Raw genomic sequence first — 19,573 nt, 5'->3', positions numbered from 1 at the left:
GACGGTATCAGACCGGGATCAGCCAGCCCTCGAGCAGGACGTCGGTAAGGACGTCCTCGAGCAGGAACATAAGTACGAAGCCGCCGGCGAACGTCGCCGCGTTGACGCGCGTGAGGACGGCTTCGGCGTCGAACCGGATGAGTTCGGCGACTTCGATCAGCACCTGCAAGATCGCGCCGATGGCGATCGCGAAGAACAGGACGGCAAGCAGGTAGGAGTGGGCCAAGCTGCCGATCCAGCCGCCGAGGATGACCGGACCACCGGCGATGACGCCCATCGCCGCAAAGTGTCGAAGCATCGGGGTCTCCCTGTCGCGTGCGACGGCGGCGACGACCGTCGGCCCCTCAAGGACGTTGTGCATCACGAACGCCAGCACGAGCAGCATGAGTAAGGTCGGATTTTCGTCGATGTAGGCCACACCGATGGCGAGCCCCTCGCCGATGCTGTGGAGGCCGAGCGCGAGCGCGACGAGATAGGCGATCTCAAGGCCACTTCGCTCCGTGTCGGCCATCTTCCGCTGTCGCCACTTGCTCGCGGCGTACATCACGGCGAACGTCCCGCCGATGCCGACGATGGCTGCTGCTGCGGCGACGGCCGTGTTCTCGACGTTGACGCCGTAGTCGAAGATCATGTCCTCGGTCATCTCGACAGCGATGAACGCGAGGACGCCGGCCGCCATCGCGAGGAACGCATGTAGATACCGCGGGTCCAGATCGCGGATGAACGGGAACCAGAGCATCCCGATCGCGACGGGGATGATACCGGCGATCGAGCCGATGATCGTCAGCATCCAGAGGATCTCCAGCGTACTCGCCTCGTCGACCGCATCTAGGTTTCCGAACGGCGAGGTCAGAAAGAGCACTGCGAAGACGGCGAGCAAGATCACGACTGGGCCGATCGCGAGAACCCACCGTGGGAGATCATACAGCGATCGATCGCTCATCGAGTCCCGTCACCTCCGAACGAGGGAGATAGTATACTCATTGCCTCTGGATTAGACGTGGCTAAACTTAGTCCTTTTCACTAGATCGGACGTTAGAGTCGATCTAAACCTGGATATCGGCGTCGGACGAAACGAGGACAAACCGGACCTTACCGTTCGAGTTCGGCGGGCTGAGCGACGCGGACGTGATGGGCGACGCGGTCGGGAAGGGAGACGGGATCGTCGCCCTCGCTCGAGCGGGCCGTCACCATGCCGAAGGGAGCGACCTCGAGAATCTCGAGTTCGACGCCGGGTTCGACGCCGTGGTCGGCGAGATAAGAGAGAATTTCGGGATCGCGGTCGGCGACCTCTTCGACGACGACGGTGTCTCCCTCGGAAAACTCGGAGACAGGTTCGCCGTCGGGTCGCTCGGGCGGCTCGAGCTCCGGGCTGGGGATCGGCGAGCCGTGGGGGTCGACCTCCGGATCGCCGAGTGCGTCGGCGACGCGGGCCTCGAAGTCCTCGCTGATGTGGTGTTCGAGACGGTCTGCCTCCGCGTGGACCTCCGACCAGTCGTAGTCCAGGTGCTCGGTGAGGTAGGCCTCGAGCAGCCGGTGGTGTCGAACGACCTCCAGCGCGACGGTCTCGCCCTCGTCGGTCAGGGTGACGCCGCGGTACTTCTCGCGGTCGACCAGCCCGCGGTCCTCGAGTTTGTCGAGCATGCTGGTGACGGTCGGCGACGTGACGTCTAGCTCTTCGGCGATTTCCGAGGTCTTGATCCTGTCGTCGGTCTCCCGCTGGAGCTGATAGATCGCCTTGAGATAGTCTTCCATCACGTCGCTCAGCATCATATACGTGGTTTAGAGTCGTCTAACCCTAAAACTATCGCACCCACGATCATCCGGCAGATATCACCACCTCCATATCGGTCCGCCGCGAACGGCGGTGTATGGTTTCGACCGTTCGAATTATTGGTGCACCGATGGACTTCGGTGCGAATCGACGAGGAGTGGACATGGGCCCGTCCGCAATTCGGTACGCCGGACTCGCCGAGGAACTCGAGAAGGCGGGCGTCGATCCGGTCGACGTCGGCGACCTCCCGATCCCTCGAGCGGAGGAGATCGACCCCGAAAACGAGGCCGACGGGAACGCGAAGTTCCTCGACGAAATCGAGGACGTGAGCCGACGGCTCGCCGACCGGGTCGCGGCGACGCTCGAGGATGGCGAGTTCCCGCTGGTCCTCGGCGGCGATCACTCTATCGCGATCGGATCGATGCACGGCTCGGCACGCGAGGCAGATCTCGGTGCGATCTGGTTCGACGCCCACGCCGACCTCAACACCCCGGAGACCTCCCCCAGCGGTAACGTCCACGGGATGCCACTCGGCGCGGTGCTCGGTCGCGGCTCGTTCGGGGAGATGGAGTGGGCCCACGCGCCCCGCATTCGGGAGGAGTCGATCGCCTACGTCGGCCTCCGGAGCATCGACGAGAGCGAACGGGAACTGGTCCGAAACAGCGAGATGACCGCGTTCACGATGTCCGACGTGGACGAGCGCGGGATGACGGCCGTCGTCGAGGACGCACTCGAGGTCGCGACCGACGGCACCGACGGTATTCACGTCAGTCTCGATCTGGACATGGTCGATCCGAAGGCCGCACCAGGCGTCGGTACCCCCGTCCGTGGCGGTGTCACCTACCGCGAAGCCCACGCCGCACTCGAGACGGTTTCCGAACGCCACAAACGCGACGACATCCTCCGGTCGATGGACGTCGTCGAGGTGAACCCGATTCTCGACGACCGCAACGAGACGGCGATGCTCGCGGCCGAACTTACGGCGAGTGCGTTCGGCAAGCGAATCCTGTAACCGTTTAGCGAGCGCTCACGATGTCGTGGGAACGCATAACATTCCGACAGCGGTTCCAACACCTTTGTATCGTAGTATTTCGGAGTGTTCCGTATGACTGAGAACGTCGTCGTACTCGGCGCAGGGTACGCCGGTACAGGCGCGATTTCCAAACTCCAGTCGGAACTCGGTGGCAACGCTCGTCTAACGTGGATCGCGGACGTGGACTACCACCTCGTTTTGCACGAATCACACCGCGTGATCCGTGATCCCGACGTCCGATCCGACATCACGATCCCAGTCGATCGGATCGCCGACCCCTCGACCCGGTTCATCCAGGACGAGGTCACCGGCCTCGATACCGACGAACAGGTCGTCGAACTCGACGACGGCGAAGACGTCGACTACGACTACGTCCTCGTCGCACTCGGGACCCAGACCGCCTACTACGGTATCCCCGGCCTCGAGGACCACTCGTTGACGCTCAAGAGTCTGGACGACGCCCTCGAGATCCACGAGGCCGTTACGGAAGCCAGCCAGGAGGCCACCCGCGGCGAACCCGCACAGGTCGTCATCGGCGGCGCCGGTCTCTCGGGTATCCAGACCGCCGGCGAAATCGCGGAGTTCCGTGACAACCACCGCGCACCGATCGAGATCCACCTCGTCGAGGCACTCGATGAGATCTTCCCCGGTAACGATCCCGAAATCCAGCAGGCCCTGCGTGACCTGCTCGAGGACGCCGGCGTCCGAATCCACACGGACGACCCGATCACGGAAGCGACCGAGGACCACATCGAGTTCGACGAGGGCGACCCGCTCGAGCACGACGTGCTCGTCTGGACCGGCGGCATTACGGGCCGCGACGCACTCGACGGCGTCGACCTCGAGAACGAACACAACCGCGTCACGACCGAGGCGAACTTCCAGACCTCCGACGAGCGCGTCTTCGCCGTCGGCGACTCCGCGATCGTCGATCAGGGCGACCAGCCCGCACCGCCGACGGCACAGGCCGCCTGGCAAGCAGCCGACGTCGCCGGCGAGAACATCGCCCGCGCGATCGAGAACCGCCCGCTCAAGACCTGGGAGTACGACGACAAGGGAACCGTCGTCTCCGTCGGCGACAAGGCCGTCGCTCACGACGTGAAGGCGCTCCCGCTGTTCGATACGTTCGGCGGTCTCCCGGCCAAACAGCTGAAAAAGCTCATCGCCGGCCGCTGGATCGCCAGCGTCTCCTCCTGGAACGACGCACGCAAAGCCTGGCCGTCGCTGTAAGCGAGCCGACTACGGTTTTTCGCCGTCTTCCGTCCCTGTAGCGTCGCCGTCAGATTCGTCGGTCCCGCTGCCCATCGGCCGTGCGGGTACACCCGCGACGGTAGTCCCCGGTTCTACGTCCCGCGTAACGAGCGAGTTCGCCGCCACGCTCGCGTCCGCACCGATCTCGACGCCCGGCAGAACGATCGCTCCGGCGCCGATCATCGCTCGCTCGCCGACGACGATCTCACCCGTCCGGTATTCGTCCTGGAGGAACTCGTGACAGAGCAAGGTCGCATCGTAGCCGACGATGGCGTGGTCCTCCAGGGTGATCAGTTCCGGCCAGAAGACGTCCGGCGTCGCCTCGAGTCCCCAGGAGACGCCCGGCCCGACGGTGACGCCGATCCGTCGCAGCGCCCACCGTCGGAGCCGAAGGCTCGGCGAGATTCTGGCGAGCCAGACCAGGATGTAGTTGTACGCGATCAGTAACGGATTCTTCGCGTCCGTCCAGTAGGCAAGCGAGTTCCGGGCACCGGGCGTCGGATGGCGATCCACGCGATCGTGTCTGGAGCGGTGAGGGTCGGCTGTCACTTCCCGAAGCTTGGACCTATCACTACAAGAAACTGACTGGCTCGCCGCGGTCACTCGTCGGCCACGACGGTCGCCACATCCTCCTGCAATCGCTCGCCCGGCACCCCGACGCGGTCGACGAACTCGGTTCCCGACAGGTCACAGCGGTAAGCCGGCTTGAACATCATGTTCTCGCCGCCAGCGGTGACGTTCCAGCCGTCACCGATCTCTTCGCGAAGGTAGTACTGCGGCCGTTCGTTCCCCGACTTCACGTAGTAGTCACTGAGCCGAACCGGATGTCGGTCGAAGAGCCCGCCCGGTTCGCGACCGGCGACGATCACGACCGGCTTCTCGAGGTAGAGGTCGCCATCGCGTGCGCGTTTCGCGTGGGCGTTGTCCGGGTGGGACTCGAGGATAGCCCGTCGCTCGTCGGACGGCAGTTCGGGCGTTACGACGTCGACGCGGTCGACCGTGAAGTAGCCGATCAGGTATCGGTGGGCGCGATCACCTTCAGGGCGGCGAAGACCGGCGTAGAAGCCGACGACGTCACCGGGCTCGAGCGCCCGCAGTCTGGAGACGTAGCCGCTCGTCCGGTGTTCACCGTAGGTCAGCGCCTCAAAGTTCGGATCGCGATGAAGCGGCCACGACTCGAGGGTCTCGCCGGTGACGGTCTCTCCGGCGTCCTGCACTGGCTGCGGTTCGATCCGCGTCGTGAGATCGGCCGCGGTGCGGTCGTCGTGCTGGAGGTCCCAGGAACCGAGGGTTTCGGATTCGGTCGTCTCTCGGGTCTTTTCGGGGATCGGGACGTACTCGAACCGTCCGTCGTCGTACAGCGGCCCCAGCGTACCGAGGTTGGTGCTGTCGGCACCGACTCCTGCGAGGACGACCGTCATGTGATCGGGATTCGACGGCCGCCGAATAAAGGTCTCGATTACCGCAGTAGCGTCTGCTTCACCAACTGTCGTCGTCACTGACCGGTCACGACTCCTGAAAAACCTTGATACCGCGAGACGGCATAGGCCGACCGATGAGTGAGAACCGCCGGCGGGCCGCCGCTATCTGCATGGAGTGTGGAAACGCCCTCGCGGTACAGGTCTGTCCCGACGGATCGGTTCGTCCGATCGGAACCGGTACGAACTGTTCCTGTGGCAGTGACGCGTTCCAGGTACTCGAGAGCAGCGGCTTTCCCGACGGCGACGAGAAACGTAGCCGCCACGAAGCATGAGACGCGGGACCCCCGTCGCGGCTGTAACAATATAGTAACAACTGCAACTATTTACACACTGATCGCACAACCCTCGTGCGATCAGGTGTGCATTGACTTGCAGTGGCTACTATAGGGGTCGGACAAATATCAACGACTGGGAACGTGCTATAGGTTTATCAGCGGGCAGTCCCTCGTTCGAACTGGACTCGTGGTTACCAGCACCCTGCTGCGAGTCCCGCCGTGAACTCGGACCACTCGACTCCTCGAGGACCACCACCTCGAGGACCCACCTTCAGGAAACCATCACCCCAGATCGGTTGCTCGAGATGACCTCTCGAGACCCAGTTTTTCCGTCGGCTGTCGCATCTCCACGGAGCATCGTCATCCGAGCGGCACCCTCTCGGAAATATTATTGTGTTCAGATGCTGATTTATTCTATGTAATACTATAATTTGTGAATGAAAAGTCGATGCAAGCGGAGTCTTTTATCACACTCTCCGCTGAAAATGGCTGAATAGTGATAAATAACAAATAGAAAGACTAATCCACTGATTAGTACGTCTACTTTCCTGAGAGATGGCGAACAGGGACGACGTCGACAGGGGGCTAGCCGAATGTGTGGACTGTGGTTCGATCTACGCGGCCAGAGAGTGGCCCACCGGCGAAATTCAGCCGATCGGTAGCGACGGGTGTGAGTGTGGGTCTACCGACTTCGTTCTCGTGGACGATGTCGACGAGGAATCGAACGGAGCGCCGACGTAACGGACACTCGAGAATCTATTCTCGTTCTGGGTATCGTCTCTCGAGGGAATCACGTCGTGCTCGATGGTCAGGGAATGACGAGTTTGCACGCGGTGATGCTATGATACCGCGACTCATAGGGAACGAGTGCACCACCATGACAAACGCACACAAACTCGACTGCGAGGCCGTCTCCGACGAGTGTCGGTTTATCATTCAATCGGAAAACGAAGACGAAGCGATCGAACTGGCCAAGAACCACATGCGAGAGGTCCACGAGCAAGACCTGACGGATGACGAACTTCGGGAGCAACACCTTCAGGTCGTGTAGGGAGGAGTTACTCGAGTGGATTGGGGCAGTGATCCCGCCGACGAATCCGGTGTCCTCGTCTCGTTGTCTCGGTCGTCTCGTCCTGTTGTTTCAGTCGTATCTCCGCGAGCGGTCGTCGTGTCGGTCTCGATGGGACCTTCCCGTACGGTGTTTGATTCGAAGCAGAGTGCTTGAACTCCGATCAGTAGACCAGTTCCCGAATTGTTACCGGGCCAGAACGTTATTCTAAATTGGCTAATACCCATACAGTATGTGTGCACGTGGGCTCGATCGGCGGACGATCCTGACGGTGGCAGGTGCGGGGATCGTCTGGATTGTCGGCCTCTCGACCCCAGTAGCTGGAGATGACACAGTTGGCGGCGAGGAACAGAGACGCTTCGAAACCGATGATCCGATCCAGTCGACACCGGCAGTAGTCGACGACACCGTCTTCTTCGGGAGCTGGGACAGCAACCTGTATGCAGTCGAGGTTGAGACGGGAACCGAACGGTGGCGCTTCGAGACCGGCGACCGAGTCGACTCGTCACCGACGGTCGTCGATGGCACAATCTTTGTGGGGAGTAATGACAACAATCTGTACGCAGTCGACGCCGAGACGGGAACTGAACAGTGGTCTTTCGAAACCGATAACCCAATTCAGTCGTCACCGACAGAGGTCGACGGTACCGTTTTCGTCGGGAGCGATGACAACAACTTGTACGCAGTCGACGCCGAAACGGGCAGCGAGCAGTGGCGTTTCGAAACCGACGACCGCATCCAGTCGTCGCCGGCGGTAGCCGACGGTACCGTTTTCGTCGGGAGCGATGACAACAACCTGTACGCAGTCGACGCCGAAACGGGCAGCGAGCAGTGGCGTTTCGAAACCGACGACCGCATCCAGTCGTCGCCGGCAGTAGTCGACGATACCGCTTTCGTCGGGAGCTGGGACGGCAACCTGTACGCAGTCGACGCCGAGACGGGAACTGAACAGTGGTCTTTCGAAACCGGTGATCGAGTCGACTCGTCCCCGGCGATAGCCGACGGCACCGTCTTCGTCGGGAGTAATGACAGCAATCTGTACTCCATAGACGCCGAGACAGGTACCGGCCAGTGGCGCTTCGAAACCGACGACCGAGTCGACTCGTCACCAGCGGTAGCCGGCGACACCGTCTTCTTCGGAACCAGGCGTATGGACGGCAACCTGTATGCAGTGGACGCCGGATCGGGCAACGGAAAGTGGCGTTTCGAACCCGAGAGCGGGTTCTTCGAGCCCGACGATGCTGTCGCCTCCTCGCCGACGGTAGTCGACGGCACCGTCTTCTTCGGAAGCACTAACGGCCACCTGTACGCCGTCGACTTCAGCATCGACGGGACACCCGGCTTCGGTCTGCTTGGCGCACTCGCCGGACTCGTTGCCACGGGCTACCTCCTGAAGCGTCGCCTCGACGAACCGGACGCCAAGAAACACTAACCCGCTCGAGTAGACCCCTCGAGGTATTGCGATATCTCGTGCTCCCATTTTTGTTCGCAAAAAGTGGGAGTGCCGAGCGCGACGATTTGTTTCTACGGATATATCTCGGAATTTTACCGATAGATAACTGCAACCGATTAGCCAATGAAATTCGTGAGATCGAAATCAGATACGAACTCGTCGAAGAGGGGAAGTTCGGATCACGGTCTGAGGCCCTCCGATACGGCGCCCGGCTGGTCGCGCGCGAGGAACAGCAGAAACGCATACACGAGCGAACGACTGACGCTGCCGAGCAGGACATCGAAGACCGGCTGGAGCGAAAACGTGTATGTTGTCCGTCAATAGATCTAGGAAACTGTCTAGGAGAGAGATCTAGGTAATATGCGCCTAGAGGCGCTCTACGGAGCGAGCAGCGGGTTTTTAGTAATAACTCCCCCAACATGGTTGTGTGTGACCGACAAAGATTCACGACCGGATTTCGACGAGATCATCAGTGACGTGACTGTTAGCAGCGGAAAATACTCGTGTCCAATCTGCAACGACTTTTCAGCAGACTCCGTCCGGAGTGTTAAGGGGCATATCTCTGGCTCAAAAGACGAGAAACACGATGATCTTGGTTGGAACTACGAAGAAGAGATCGAAGCGACTGCCGAGAATAATTGATGAGTGAACAGTTGTAGTACAACAATCCGCACAGAGTCGCTGTACTAATCTCGATCGACAGTTACCGTTTGTTCAACCCCAAAGTTCGTTACTCGAGTCGATAGCGTCTCCGCGATCTCCCGGCGCTGTTCGTAGGTGAGGTCGTCCCGCTCGAGAATTTGCCGAGCAGCTGCGACGAGTCGGGGGACGTCTTCGCAGGCCGAGACGACGGCTTTGGTCTTATTACAGTCGTAGAAGTCCGCTGCTCGTTGGATAGCGTCTTCGCGATAAGCGTAGTCACCGTCAGTTCGAATTCGCATACTCGTACACACGACCCCGCAAATCCTAGTTTTTTCGCCTCACTCAATGGGGGTAAATCGGATGCAATCGGCGGTTTTCTATCAGACTCCCAGAGTAGTTGCTGCTTCCTTCGAGTAGATCACCGGCCAATATGCACACGGCCGACTCGCGCTCGTGTGCATATTCGGGAAACGGATTCTGTCGACGTGCGACCCCTGGGGGAGACAGCTTAGTTCATATTCTACTATACTATCCGCTGGGACAGTTATGATTAGGTGATCAGATTACACCAATAATGTTTATCCATTGTAAGCAAAATACCTAGAAAACATGACTACAATATTCTTTGAAAGAGGAGTTCAACTATTACAGGAAATATTGAACGTTCTAAACCAAAACCAAGGTGCTCTTTCTGTATTATTATCCTTTCTTCTTGTTATCGCGTACATTGCACAGTACAGAAGTATGGAAAAACAGCGAGAGATACTGGAAGAGCAGACTAAACTTTCCCACCAGCCTCTTATCACAATTGACAAATGGTACGTCAAAGATGATGCGCTTTTTTTCGAACTGTCAAACATAGGTTCTGGGGCGACTAGAGATATCGAATTGGCAATTTCGATTGCACCACTTCCTGAAAACACAGACACACACTTAGATCGAACAATAAATCCTGAAGAAATAATTTGGAACGAAGTTAATCAGATACAAGAGCAAGAATACATGGCTGAGTATGGAACAGAAGTTAGCCACCAGATTATAGGAAGAGGGGCACTGCGTGCTGGGGAAACTGGAGTCACTGTATTCGTTCCATATTCAACTGTAATAGCATGTTGGAATCCTGAATTAAACGACCACATATTCTATAATGGATTCAACAGTTTCAAAGAAACGAATTTGGATGAGGAAGAGGATTACTATGTTAATACTGGGAATGACCTGTTCAAATTCCAAGTTTTATTCAGATATTCCAATAACTTATCTGATGTGGTCGAAGAAAAGCTAGTCTGGTCGCAGAAATTTAACATACGCGAAGTTGATTCACTCATGGACATTGTGAAAGCAGAGAACGTACGTGACGAGGACCCAAGGGAAACTATTCAACCTCAAAACCTTCGCCAGCCATCCAGCTTTTATGACAATAATAGTGGTGGAAGATAACACCAGTATTCGTTCCACCACAACGAAATACTTCCGTGGATCTCACAACCTATCGTTTCGTATGGACCAATTGGAGACCCCGAGAAGGTTGGGCGGTTGATTTGGACCTTTGGCCTTAGCCACAATCTTCGTCCCAACATTGAGCCTCGCTGCGGTCCTCGAGCTGGTGGTGAATCTCGATTGGCTCAAGTCCGTGTTGATTTGCGAGTTCCGTCGCATGGTCTTTGGTCGGTGTACCTTTGTGGTCACGAGCAAGTTCGATCAGTGCGAATATGATCAGTAGGGCATCTTGTGGGTGGCGCATCACCGTGGTTGGACCCATTTTACTGTTTAAACGTGCGGGCCGCTTCTAGGCAGATCCGGCAAGACGGCTTACCGAGGTCGTATCCCATCCTATCAGCGGAGCAGCGCCGGTATACGCTCCCGAATCGGCCGGTTCGTCTTTGTGCTAGAGCGGCGCGCTCTGCACGCACCGCAATTGCCCTGTCCCCTTAAGGGCTTTATCTGGCATCAAAACTCCAACCAAAGTAATACTGGAATAACAGGCCACATATAGCCAGAAAAATAGCGAATATCCAGAAATAATCAACCAGAAACAATACAATTCCGGATAAACCCGATGGTTCCATCAAAGCTGTGAACTCATTGAATATTATGTTACCAAGAATAACGGCACAGATGAATCCTAGCCCGATCCACACCCAACGAACAGTAGTAGCCATACCTGATTTTCAGCATGATCGCTAAAAGAACCGCTGGTGGAAATATATAAACCACCTCTGTTTCATGTGCTTCAACTGGAGATCTGCGAAGGCGGGGGTGGGGCGCTGTAATTTTTTGGCGCTGTCGCCTTGGCGACACCCGGCAAGGGGCGTTTCGCGCGAAGCGCGAAACCGACCCGCAGCCGTCGCGGCGTGATCGCGCCGTCAACCCGCCCGGCACGGGCGAGACTACAACCAGAGTTGAACAATCACCCGAAGAGTACAATCAGGGTTGCAGAAAAGAGGGTGCGGGATAGTGTTGCCACTATCCAGTTCAGTTCAGCGGTCCGCGACCGCGCCAACGAATCCGACTTCAGTCCCGCCGCCGGGAGTCTTCCAAGACAGCTCGGCCCGCCGGAGTACCGCCGGATCGTTGCCCGACTTCCGCCACTTCTCGAGGGCTTCGGCCGCGACCGTCTGGACGTTCTCGAAGCTACTCGACTTCAGCTCGGATAGGATCACGTCGATTCGCACCCGTCGGGGTTCGCCGTTTTCGTCGTAGATGACCTCGGCCCCGTTCTCAGCCAGCCACTTCTGGAACGGTGACGATTCGGCGATATGGTCCGCTAACCCCATCACGTGCTGGATTCGGTCGGCGTAACTCTCGATGGCGTACTCGGCCGACTCGACGAGCGCACGAAGTTCCTCCTGGTACTTCCGGGCGCGGAACGAGATCTCGCCCTGGTCCAGCTCGAGGATCTCGTCCAGGTCTTTGATCGCCCGGTAGATCGTCGCGGGATGCTTCCCTAGCTCGTCGGCAAGGCCGTCCACTGTTGCACCGCCATTGGTCGCAACCGTCTCCGTCACGCCGCGGGCGGTCTCGCCCATGTCCCGCAGCGTCGTCATCAACAGGTGGTCGGTCTCCGCCTCGAGCCGAGGCGTTGGATCCTCGTAGCGTTCTACGGGCTCGTCTCGAGCAACGGTGTCGAAGCGATGGTCGGCGATATAGATCTCATTGTTGCTTCACAAAAAGTGGGACCACGGTCGCAGCAAAGCTGCTCCCTCGTCCCATTTTACTTCGTAAAAGTGGGACCGTCGAGGTATCACAAGGAGATACCTCGTGGTCCCACGTCTTCTCCTCGCGTCGCTACGGTCGCGTCGCTCCCTCGCTCACAACGTCGAAGAAGTGGGACCGCCGAGAATTGAACAGGTGCAAGACGTTCCGACTCGCTCCCTTCGATCGCTCGAGGGCTGCGTCTTGCATGTTCAATCTCGGCTCTTCACGTTTCTGTCGCTCACGAGTTCGTTCGCGACAGAAAATGGGACCGCCGAGAATTGAACTCGGGTCCTACGGACCCCATCCGCAGAGGATACCACTACCCCACGGTCCCGCACGTGATACGATGGCCGTCTGCCGTTTAAGCGTGTCGTTTCACACCCACCTCGAGCGCCATGCACTCTCGTGCCAGATGCTGACAAGCCCGCTCGTGCCCGATGCTAGTATGAACTGCGTCTTCTGTTCGACGCCGGTCGAGTTCAGTCATACGGACTGCTGTAAGTCATTGACGGCGCAACCGCGAATCATCGTGCGGTTGCGCCGGTAATCGTTACAGCAGACCGTATCAGCCGAAAATGGCCTATCGACTCTTCGAACTCGAGAACACCGACAACAAGTGGTGGCTCTGTCGGGACTGTGCCGAGATTCGATCCGAGGGTTCGAAGACGAAGGGAACTGAGGGCGAGCCCAGCGACTGCATCGAGTGTGACGAGCAGGTCGAGTACGGCATCACGCTGCTCAAGAAAACGGCCCGTGGCGACGTCGAATCGGACGGGACGGTGTTCGAGGTCCTCTGCGTGGACCACTTCGAGGACTGCCGGGATTAGCCCTGCCAGGTTAGCACCGTCGCCGACCAGGTGTATCCGGTCCCGGCCGCCAGGAAACAGACCAGATCGCCAGCCTCGAGCAGGCCGGCCTGTCGGCCCTTTTCGAGCGCGATGATCTGGTCGGCGCTTTGTACGTGGCCGTACTCGTCCAGGTAGTAGCCGTCGGTCGCGGGATCGAGCCCGAGTTCCTCGAAGACGAGGTCGTGGAACGACCGCTTCATGTGGGTGATCGAGACGAAGTCGACGTCCGCCCGGGTCCGTCCCGATCGCTCGAGCGCCGTATCGACCACCTCGAGGTAGTTCGGCAGGGAGACGGGCTCGAGCCGTTCTTTCATCCCGTCCGGATCGGGGACGTCGAGGTAGTGGCGGCGCTCGGCAACCGTCTCCTCGCTCGGGGGCTCGAGCGAGCCGCCGGCGGGCATGATCACGTCCTCGGAGAACGAGCCGTCGGTGACGGCGGCGCTCTCGTGGACGGTCGCCCGACAACGCTCGCCCGGATCGGACTCGAGCACCATCGCGCTGGCACCGGAGCCGAAGTTGAACATGAAGGAAGAGCGGTCGTTCCCGTAGTCGATCAGGTCTTCTTCGCGGCTCGCGGCGACGAGCAGGGCGGCGTCGACGTGGTCGACCTGTAACTGTGCTTTGGCCTGGCGGACGGCGATCGGCGCGCTCGCACAGAGCGTGTGGCTCTCCGTGGCGTAGGCGGTCTCGGCCCCGAGTCGCTCGACGACGTTCGCGGCGGCCGACCAGACGACGTAGTCCTTGTACTCGCTACCGTGGTAGAGTACGAGATCGAGTTCCTCGGCCCCGATTTCGGCATCCGCGAGCGCGTCTTCGGCGGCTGCGACGCACATATCCGTGACGTGGTCTTCGTCCGGCGGACAGACGTGCTTCTCCGTGATCCCCATCTTCTCGCGGACCACCTCCTCGGGAATGCCGTTCTCCTCGGCGATCTCTTCCCCCGTTATCGTCTCGTCGGGGAAGTACCGTCCGTAGCCGGTGAGTCCGACGGTCGTCATCGGAACCACCCCGCAATCACGCGTTCTCACCCGCACCGAACTCCGTCTCGAGCGCCTCGCGGTCGATCTTCCCGGGGCCGCTCCGCGGGAGTTCGTCGACGAATTCGAACGCCTCGGGCACCTCGTAGCCGGCGAGGTGTTCCCGGCAGTAGGCCTCGAGGTCGTCGGCCTCGAGATCATCTCCTTCGACGACGGCCTTCGGGACGGTTCCCCACCGGTCGTGGGGAATCCCGACGACGCCGACGGCGTCGACGTCGTCCCGGCGGTCGAGCGCCGATTCGATTTCCTCGGGGTAGACGTTCTCGCCGCCGCTGACGAACATGTTGTCCGTCCGGCCGGTGATGTAGTAGTCACCGTCCTCGTCACGTCTCGCGAGGTCGCCGGTCGAGACCCACTGCCCCTCGAAGGTGCCGTCCTCCGTCCCGAGGTAGCCCGCGGCCGTCACCGGTCCCGAGAGCTCGAGTTCGCCGGTCTCGCCGTCGGGAAGCGGGTTGCCGTCCTCGTCGACGACGCGAGCCGAGCAGTCGGGGAACGGCCTGCCGACGCTCTCGGCGGCCTTTTCGGTGTCTGACCGTGAGGGGTCGAAGTAGAGGTTGTTCGGGCCGCCTTCGGTCAGCCCGTACCCCTGGGTGAACCGCTGGCCGCGCTCCCGGTACGCTTCCATCACGGCGGTCGGCGTGGGGCCGCCGCCACTCATGAACCACTCGACGGTCGAGAAGTCGGTCTCGTCGAACCGATCGGCCGCTGCCATCGCCTGGAAGATAGCGGCGACGGCGAACACTCGCGTCACGCCCTCCGCTTCGATCGACTCGAGAGCCGAGACGGGATCGAACTCCCGGTGGAGGACGATACGGCCGCCGGCGTACAGCGTCGGCAGCGTCAGCAGGTTCCAGCCGCCGGTGTGAAAGAGCGGCAGCAGGGTCGCCGAGACGTCCTCCTTGCCCAGTCCCCAGGCCGACACTTCGGTGATGCAGTTCCACTCGAGCTGGCGTGCCGGGAGGACGACCACCTTTGGGACGCCGGTCGTTCCACCGGTGTGCAGGTAGAGTACGGGCCGGTCGTCGTCGCGCTCCGGCGGGTTTCGCTCGACCTCGGTCGTCTCCGGTTCGCCCGCGGTGAACGACTCGAGGGTCGTCGCGTCGGGTGCCAGTTCCTCGAACCGCTCTTCGCACAGCGTGAGTGCCGGATCGATCCGTTCGCGCAGGGTTTCGACGGTCTCGGCGGGGAGCCGCTGGGAGATCGGCGCGAGGATCGCCCCCGTTTCGACGGCGGCGAAGAACAGCCCGAGCAGTTCGGGCCGGTTCCGCGAGAGTACACAGACCGGGTCGCCGGGACCGACGCCGTGGTCGGCCAGCCGGCGTGCGTACTCGTCGGCCATCGCCGCGAGGTCGTCGTAGTCGTACTCCCGTCGCTCGTCGCCGTCGTAGTCGGCGACGGCGAGACGCGACCCGTAGTGGTTTGCGCGTCGGTGAATCGAGAGCGTCATCGTCGGTATCGATCGAGGTAGTCGGGGAATCGTTTCGCAACGGTGCCGCCGAGCCGATCGCGGATCGACCCGAGCAGCCCGTTGGGGACGAACAGCACGAACAACACGAAGACGATACCCAGGTACAGCTGGCTACGCCCGTCGACGACGGCGTTGATTACCTCGAGGAAGGTGATGCCGCCGACGTCGGCCTGTAACACGCTCTCGGGGAGTCCCTCCCGGAGGTACGGGGCGAGCCCGCCCTGTTCCGAGGAGAGGACGTCCTCGAGCCACTCGAAGAACGCCGAGCCGAAGAACGGTCCGGCAAGCGTCCCGAGACCGCCGATGATCGCGACGATCAGGGCGTCTGCGGTGACGAGGAAGTAGAACGTGTTGTCGGGCGACGCCGAACCGCGGAAGGCGGCGAACAGTGCGCCGGCAATCGCGGCGAAGAAGGCGCTGAAGGCGAAGGCACCCATCTTGTACCAGAATACGTTGTAGCCGACGGCTCTGGCGCGTTCCTCGTTCTCGCGGATGGCGATCATCACCCGGCCGAACGGCGAGTGGATGATCCGCTGCATCGCGAAGTAACAGAGGAGGACGATCAGCCCGATCGCGTAGTAGGAGGTCAGCGTCGCCGAGACATCGATCCCCAGTCCGAGGACGTTCTCGAAGCTGTCGCCGGCGAGCCGACCGAGCGCCACGGACAGCGAGTCGACGAACGGGACGCCGATTTCGGGCGTCGGTCCGCCGATGTTCGGCCCCTCCTGTGGGTTCGACGCGACGTAGCCCCAGTTGCGGATGAGTTCGTACAGCACCTGGGCGAACCCGAGCGTGATCATCGCGAAGTAGACGCCGGTCAGCCGGAAGGAGACCGCACCGATCGCGAGCGCAGCGATGGCGGCGAGAATCCCACCGATGATCATCGTGATCATGAAGGGCGTTCCCCCCGGGATTCCCGGAATCTGTCCGTTCGCCGCGAGGACGATGAAATACGCCCCGATACCGTAGAACGCGGCGTGGCCGAACGAGAGGTAGCCCGTGTAGCCGCTGATGAAGTCGAAACTCATCGCGAACAGTCCGAGGAACAACATTGCGATCAGGAACGTCGTCCCCGGGAGGAAGGCGTCGAAGAAGGCAGCCGGAGCGAACGAAACGACCCCGAGGTCGATCCCCGGGAGCCGCAACAGGACACCGTACAGCGGCGGGTAGATCACGAAGAACGCGACGACGAGCGCGTGGGCCGTGTGGTCGCGCAGATACTGACGAACCCAGCTTCCGTCCTCGAGCAGGTTCGCGAACGCCGACCCTTCGGCGACCTCCTCGCCGTCGGTGCTCGCCGAGGCGGATTCGGTGCCGCCGTCGCTCGCGGGCGAGACGGCGTCCCGCCCGCGTTCGTCACGATTCGGGCTAATGGCCACCCACCTCCTCGACGCCGTACAGTCCCTGTGGACGCACGATCAGTGCGATCACCAGCAGGGCGAAGACGGTCACTTCGGGCAAGCCCGGGAAGGCGACGATGCCCGTGTTGAACAGCCACGTCGTGAACGAGTCGGCGATGCCGACGATCACTGCGGCAGCGAGGGTCCCCTTGAACGAGCCGAGGCCGCCGATGACGACCACGACGAACGCGTACAGCAACACGTCGATGTTCAGCAGGACGCTCGGCCCCCACGTAGGGTCCCACATGAGGAAGACGCCGCCGACGGCCGCGAGCCCGGTTCCGAGCCCGAAGACGACGGTGAACGCCTTCCGGACGTCGATCCCGAGCGCCTCGACCATCTCGGAGTCCTCGCTGCCGGCCCGGATGTAGAGGCCGTACAGCGTCCGGTTGAGGAACAGCCAGACCGCCGTCGCGACGACGACGCCGGCGACGATCGCGAACATGTAGAATCCACGGATGCTCGCACCCAGAATCGAGTAAAACGACTCGAGTGCGCTCGGGATCGTCGCCGCCGCACCCGTCCAGGTCGGTTCGGGCTGGATACCCTGGGCGGAGGTGACGATCCGTGCACCCTCCTCCAGAATGAGTCCGACGCCGAACGTCAGCAGGATCTGGTACATCGGCGTCCGGTCGTAGATCGGCCGGACGAGCCCGATCTCGAGCGCGCTGCCGACGACCGTCACGAGCGCGAAGACGACGGCTGCGACGACGACGAAGAACGCGACCCGCGCGAACGGACCGGTACCGCTCGAGACGGCGAGCACCATCAGGACGCCGCCGACGTACGCGCCGAGCATCGCGAACGCGCCGTGGGCGAAGTTGAGCACGCCCATGAGTCCGAACACGAGCGTCAGGCCGACGGCGATGATGAAGTAGATCGCCGCCTTTCCGAGTCCTTCGATGAGGATGCGTGCGATGGTGTCGGGCTGGACGAACCGCCCAATAGCGTCGACGAGAAGCGGTGTTTCCGAGAGGAGTACGCTTCCGGTCATGCTGACAGATACCTCCGGATTCGTTCGTCGTCGGCGGTGACGCCGTCGGTCGTTCCCGACTCGACGACGGTGCCGTGATCGAGCAGGTAGAACCTGTCGGCGAGGTCCATCGCCAGCGGGAAGTTCTGTTCGACGAGGATCATCGTCGTCTCCTCCGATGCCTCACGGAGCGCCTCGACGACCTGGTCGACGATCATCGGTGCGAGTCCCTCGCTGGGTTCGTCGACCAGCAGCAGGTCGTTGTCGCCGACCATGCCGCGTGCGATCGCGAGCATCTGCTGTTGCCCGCCGCTCAGGTTCCGGGCCTCTTTCTCCCGAAACTTTTCGAGGTCGGGGAACAGGTCGAAGACGTACTCCCGCAGTGCCTCGTACTCCTGGTCGGGACCGACGGAGACGCGGACGTTCTCCTCGACGGTGAGGTAGCCGAACATCCGCCGTTCCTCGGGCACCCAGCCGATGCCACGATCGGCGACCTCGTGGGTGCTCTCGCCGGTGACATCCTCGCCTCGGAACCGGACGCTTCCCTCTCGAGGCGGCGTCAGTTGCAGGATCGATCGCAGCGTCGTCGTCTTCCCGACGCCGTTGCGCCCGATCAGAGCGACGATCTCGCCCTCCTCGACCGTGAGGTCGACGCCCTGGAGGACGTGGCTCTCGCCGTAGTAGGTGTGAACACCCTCGAGTTCGAGCAACGGATCGCTCATCCCGCGGACACCTCCCGATCGGATCCGCCGTCGGTCGCGGCCGCAGTCGAGGAGCCGTCGCCCTCGTAGCCGCCGAGGTAGGCCCGCTGGACCGCCTCGCTCTGGCGGATCTCTTCGGGTTCGCCCTGGGCGATGAGTTCGCCCTGGTTGAGCACCGCGACCCGGTCGCTGATCCCCATGACGACGTCCATGTTGTGCTCGATCAGCATGACGGCGTGATCGCTGGCGACGTCTTCGATGATGTCAGTCACGCGATCGACGTCTTCGCTCGAGACGCCTGCCGTCGGTTCGTCGAGCAGCAATACGTCGGGGTCGCCGGCCAGCGCGATGCCGATCTCGAGGTTGCGTTTCTCGCCGTGACTGAGGTTCTCGGCGGGTTCGTCGGCGTACTCGAGGAGTCCGATCCGCTCCAAGATCGACTCGGCCTCCGCTATGTGGTCGTCGAAGGCGTTGACGTTTCGCCAGAACCGCCAGGAGTCGTTCCCCTGGTGGGCCTGGACAGCGATGCGGACGTTCTCGAGAACCGAAACGGTTGGAAAAATATTCGTCACCTGGTACGAGCGGTGGATCCCCAGCAACGCCGTCTCGTGGGGCGAAGCGCCGGTGACGTCTACCGGTTCGAGCCAGGGATCGACGACGTCGCTCGAGACGTCACCGGCTTCGATCGCTCCGGCGAGTTCCGCCTCGGTCTCGAACCTGCTTGCCAGTTCCTCGTCTTCCGCCAGGGCATCGGCGATAGCCTCGCGCCGTGCGGATTTAGGAAGGAACTCGATCCGTCCCCGTGTCGGCTCGAGGACGCCCGTCAGCAGGTTGAAGAAGGTCGTTTTCCCCGCACCGTTGGGGCCGATGACCGAGCAGAGTTCCTCTTCCTCGAGAGTGAACTCGACGCCGTCGACGGCGGTGATTCCGCCGAACTCCTTCGTGAGTCCGTGTGTCGAGAGTAACATTC

Annotated in this window: 20 protein-coding genes, 1 tRNA gene and 1 pseudogene; 9 read left to right on the top strand and 13 right to left on the bottom strand. The window is 61.1% G+C overall.

Features of this window, described 5'->3' with window-relative positions:
* Window positions 1-7 precede the first annotated feature (7 nt).
* Together BLR35_RS20055 and BLR35_RS20050 are read right to left on the bottom strand one after the other, a co-directional pair.
* Complete coding sequence (locus BLR35_RS20055) at window positions 8-943, bottom strand: ZIP family metal transporter (RefSeq protein WP_090386209.1); 936 nt, start codon at window positions 941-943, stop codon at window positions 8-10.
* 149 nt (window positions 944-1,092) lie between these two features.
* Window positions 1,093-1,773: a metal-dependent transcriptional regulator gene (locus tag BLR35_RS20050; protein ID WP_090386207.1), complete on the bottom strand. Its 681-nt coding sequence runs from the start codon at window positions 1,771-1,773 to the stop codon at window positions 1,093-1,095.
* 98 nt (window positions 1,774-1,871) lie between these two features.
* Between BLR35_RS20050 and rocF the strand changes: the two genes are divergently transcribed.
* Window positions 1,872-2,786: an arginase gene (rocF, locus tag BLR35_RS20045; protein ID WP_090386204.1), complete on the top strand. Its 915-nt coding sequence runs from the start codon at window positions 1,872-1,874 to the stop codon at window positions 2,784-2,786.
* A 93-nt stretch (window positions 2,787-2,879) separates the two neighbouring features.
* Window positions 2,880-4,037 carry an NAD(P)/FAD-dependent oxidoreductase gene (locus tag BLR35_RS20040; RefSeq protein WP_090386201.1) on the top strand — a complete coding sequence of 386 codons (1,158 nt, stop codon included), beginning with the start codon at window positions 2,880-2,882 and terminating at the stop codon, window positions 4,035-4,037.
* 9 nt (window positions 4,038-4,046) lie between these two features.
* On the opposite strand, the gene BLR35_RS20035 is transcribed toward BLR35_RS20040, so the two are convergent.
* Both BLR35_RS20035 and BLR35_RS20030 read right to left on the bottom strand, forming a co-directional pair.
* Entirely contained in the window at window positions 4,047-4,607 is a 561-nt protein-coding gene (locus BLR35_RS20035) for an acyltransferase (protein ID WP_090386198.1), read from the bottom strand.
* A gap of 50 nt (window positions 4,608-4,657) precedes the next feature.
* Window positions 4,658-5,479 (bottom strand): Nmad3 family putative nucleotide modification protein, encoded by an 822-nt coding sequence (locus BLR35_RS20030; RefSeq protein ID WP_090386195.1) that lies wholly within the window; start codon window positions 5,477-5,479, stop codon window positions 4,658-4,660.
* A gap of 134 nt (window positions 5,480-5,613) precedes the next feature.
* Between BLR35_RS20030 and BLR35_RS20025 the strand changes: the two genes are divergently transcribed.
* The 5 genes from BLR35_RS20025 (at window position 5,614) to BLR35_RS20445 (ending at window position 8,978) form a co-directional block, all read left to right on the top strand.
* Window positions 5,614-5,811, top strand: a complete 198-nt coding sequence (locus BLR35_RS20025) for a hypothetical protein (protein WP_090386191.1) — start codon at window positions 5,614-5,616, stop codon at window positions 5,809-5,811.
* 558 nt (window positions 5,812-6,369) lie between these two features.
* On the top strand, window positions 6,370-6,555 hold the full coding sequence (locus tag BLR35_RS20020; RefSeq protein ID WP_090386188.1) for a hypothetical protein: 186 nt from the start codon (window positions 6,370-6,372) through the stop codon (window positions 6,553-6,555).
* 136 nt (window positions 6,556-6,691) lie between these two features.
* The gene (locus BLR35_RS20450) at window positions 6,692-6,865 is read left to right on the top strand and encodes a DUF1059 domain-containing protein (RefSeq protein ID WP_139169338.1); all 174 of its coding nucleotides are present in this window, start codon (window positions 6,692-6,694) and stop codon (window positions 6,863-6,865) included.
* 250 nt (window positions 6,866-7,115) lie between these two features.
* Entirely contained in the window at window positions 7,116-8,315 is a 1,200-nt protein-coding gene (locus BLR35_RS20015) for an outer membrane protein assembly factor BamB family protein (RefSeq protein WP_090386185.1), read from the top strand.
* A gap of 381 nt (window positions 8,316-8,696) precedes the next feature.
* Window positions 8,697-8,978 carry a hypothetical protein gene (locus BLR35_RS20445; RefSeq protein WP_139169337.1) on the top strand — a complete coding sequence of 94 codons (282 nt, stop codon included), beginning with the start codon at window positions 8,697-8,699 and terminating at the stop codon, window positions 8,976-8,978.
* Window positions 8,979-9,022: 44 nt separating this feature from the next.
* On the opposite strand, the gene BLR35_RS20005 is transcribed toward BLR35_RS20445, so the two are convergent.
* Entirely contained in the window at window positions 9,023-9,277 is a 255-nt protein-coding gene (locus BLR35_RS20005) for a DUF7692 domain-containing protein (protein WP_090386183.1), read from the bottom strand.
* 310 nt (window positions 9,278-9,587) lie between these two features.
* Between BLR35_RS20005 and BLR35_RS20440 the strand changes: the two genes are divergently transcribed.
* The gene (locus tag BLR35_RS20440; protein WP_139169336.1) at window positions 9,588-10,418 is read left to right on the top strand and encodes a hypothetical protein; all 831 of its coding nucleotides are present in this window, start codon (window positions 9,588-9,590) and stop codon (window positions 10,416-10,418) included.
* A gap of 1,040 nt (window positions 10,419-11,458) precedes the next feature.
* On the opposite strand, the pseudogene BLR35_RS19995 reads toward BLR35_RS20440, so the two are convergent.
* Together BLR35_RS19995 and BLR35_RS19990 are read right to left on the bottom strand one after the other, a co-directional pair.
* A pseudogene (locus tag BLR35_RS19995) lies at window positions 11,459-12,136 on the bottom strand (DNA-binding protein); the annotation flags it as partial.
* A 303-nt stretch (window positions 12,137-12,439) separates the two neighbouring features.
* Window positions 12,440-12,510, bottom strand: a tRNA-Pro gene (locus tag BLR35_RS19990).
* A gap of 241 nt (window positions 12,511-12,751) precedes the next feature.
* Here BLR35_RS19990 and BLR35_RS19985 point away from each other — a divergent pair.
* Window positions 12,752-13,003 (top strand): hypothetical protein, encoded by a 252-nt coding sequence (locus BLR35_RS19985; protein WP_090386179.1) that lies wholly within the window; start codon window positions 12,752-12,754, stop codon window positions 13,001-13,003.
* On the opposite strand, the gene BLR35_RS19980 is transcribed toward BLR35_RS19985, so the two are convergent.
* From BLR35_RS19980 to BLR35_RS19955, 6 genes are read right to left on the bottom strand one after another with little or no spacing between them, the layout of a single operon-like run.
* Entirely contained in the window at window positions 13,000-14,022 is a 1,023-nt protein-coding gene (locus tag BLR35_RS19980) for a 3-oxoacyl-ACP synthase (RefSeq protein ID WP_090386256.1), read from the bottom strand. The two genes, BLR35_RS19985 and BLR35_RS19980, sit on opposite strands and share 4 nt — an antisense overlap.
* A 16-nt stretch (window positions 14,023-14,038) precedes the next feature.
* Window positions 14,039-15,508, bottom strand: a complete 1,470-nt coding sequence (locus tag BLR35_RS19975; RefSeq protein WP_090386177.1) for a class I adenylate-forming enzyme family protein — start codon at window positions 15,506-15,508, stop codon at window positions 14,039-14,041.
* Window positions 15,505-16,908: a branched-chain amino acid ABC transporter permease gene (locus BLR35_RS19970; protein ID WP_090386174.1), complete on the bottom strand. Its 1,404-nt coding sequence runs from the start codon at window positions 16,906-16,908 to the stop codon at window positions 15,505-15,507. The genes BLR35_RS19975 and BLR35_RS19970 overlap by 4 nt, the downstream gene beginning before the upstream one ends.
* A complete protein-coding gene (locus BLR35_RS19965; RefSeq protein ID WP_090386171.1) occupies window positions 16,898-17,923 on the bottom strand; it encodes a branched-chain amino acid ABC transporter permease in 1,026 nt (341 codons plus the stop codon). The genes BLR35_RS19970 and BLR35_RS19965 overlap by 11 nt, the downstream gene beginning before the upstream one ends.
* Window positions 17,920-18,624: an ABC transporter ATP-binding protein gene (locus tag BLR35_RS19960; protein WP_090386168.1), complete on the bottom strand. Its 705-nt coding sequence runs from the start codon at window positions 18,622-18,624 to the stop codon at window positions 17,920-17,922. The genes BLR35_RS19965 and BLR35_RS19960 overlap by 4 nt, the downstream gene beginning before the upstream one ends.
* The gene (locus tag BLR35_RS19955) at window positions 18,621-19,571 is read right to left on the bottom strand and encodes an ABC transporter ATP-binding protein (protein ID WP_090386165.1); all 951 of its coding nucleotides are present in this window, start codon (window positions 19,569-19,571) and stop codon (window positions 18,621-18,623) included. The genes BLR35_RS19960 and BLR35_RS19955 overlap by 4 nt, the downstream gene beginning before the upstream one ends.
* Window positions 19,572-19,573: the final 2 nt, after the last annotated feature.

It is taken from the genome of Natronobacterium texcoconense, from assembly GCF_900104065.1.
GTDB lineage: Archaea > Halobacteriota > Halobacteria > Halobacteriales > Natrialbaceae > Natronobacterium > Natronobacterium texcoconense.
This window is presented reverse-complemented; position numbering and strand designations above follow the sequence as displayed.

Coding starts and splice junctions, on each gene's coding strand:
- BLR35_RS20030 (WP_090386195.1), bottom strand. CDS start 5,479: ATGACGGTCGTCCTCGCAGGAGTCGGTGCCGACAGCACCAACCTCGGT.
- BLR35_RS20040 (WP_090386201.1), top strand. CDS start 2,880: ATGACTGAGAACGTCGTCGTACTCGGCGCAGGGTACGCCGGTACAGGC.
- BLR35_RS20440 (WP_139169336.1), top strand. CDS start 9,588: ATGACTACAATATTCTTTGAAAGAGGAGTTCAACTATTACAGGAAATA.
- BLR35_RS20015 (WP_090386185.1), top strand. CDS start 7,116: ATGTGTGCACGTGGGCTCGATCGGCGGACGATCCTGACGGTGGCAGGT.
- BLR35_RS19955 (WP_090386165.1), bottom strand. CDS start 19,571: ATGTTACTCTCGACACACGGACTCACGAAGGAGTTCGGCGGAATCACC.
- BLR35_RS19980 (WP_090386256.1), bottom strand. CDS start 14,022: ATGACGACCGTCGGACTCACCGGCTACGGACGGTACTTCCCCGACGAG.
- rocF (WP_090386204.1), top strand. CDS start 1,872: ATGGTTTCGACCGTTCGAATTATTGGTGCACCGATGGACTTCGGTGCG.
- BLR35_RS19960 (WP_090386168.1), bottom strand. CDS start 18,624: ATGAGCGATCCGTTGCTCGAACTCGAGGGTGTTCACACCTACTACGGC.
- BLR35_RS20055 (WP_090386209.1), bottom strand. CDS start 943: ATGAGCGATCGATCGCTGTATGATCTCCCACGGTGGGTTCTCGCGATC.
- BLR35_RS20450 (WP_139169338.1), top strand. CDS start 6,692: ATGACAAACGCACACAAACTCGACTGCGAGGCCGTCTCCGACGAGTGT.
- BLR35_RS20005 (WP_090386183.1), bottom strand. CDS start 9,277: ATGCGAATTCGAACTGACGGTGACTACGCTTATCGCGAAGACGCTATC.
- BLR35_RS20445 (WP_139169337.1), top strand. CDS start 8,697: ATGCGCCTAGAGGCGCTCTACGGAGCGAGCAGCGGGTTTTTAGTAATA.
- BLR35_RS19985 (WP_090386179.1), top strand. CDS start 12,752: ATGGCCTATCGACTCTTCGAACTCGAGAACACCGACAACAAGTGGTGG.
- BLR35_RS19965 (WP_090386171.1), bottom strand. CDS start 17,923: ATGACCGGAAGCGTACTCCTCTCGGAAACACCGCTTCTCGTCGACGCT.
- BLR35_RS19975 (WP_090386177.1), bottom strand. CDS start 15,508: ATGACGCTCTCGATTCACCGACGCGCAAACCACTACGGGTCGCGTCTC.
- BLR35_RS20025 (WP_090386191.1), top strand. CDS start 5,614: ATGAGTGAGAACCGCCGGCGGGCCGCCGCTATCTGCATGGAGTGTGGA.
- BLR35_RS20050 (WP_090386207.1), bottom strand. CDS start 1,773: ATGATGCTGAGCGACGTGATGGAAGACTATCTCAAGGCGATCTATCAG.
- BLR35_RS20020 (WP_090386188.1), top strand. CDS start 6,370: ATGGCGAACAGGGACGACGTCGACAGGGGGCTAGCCGAATGTGTGGAC.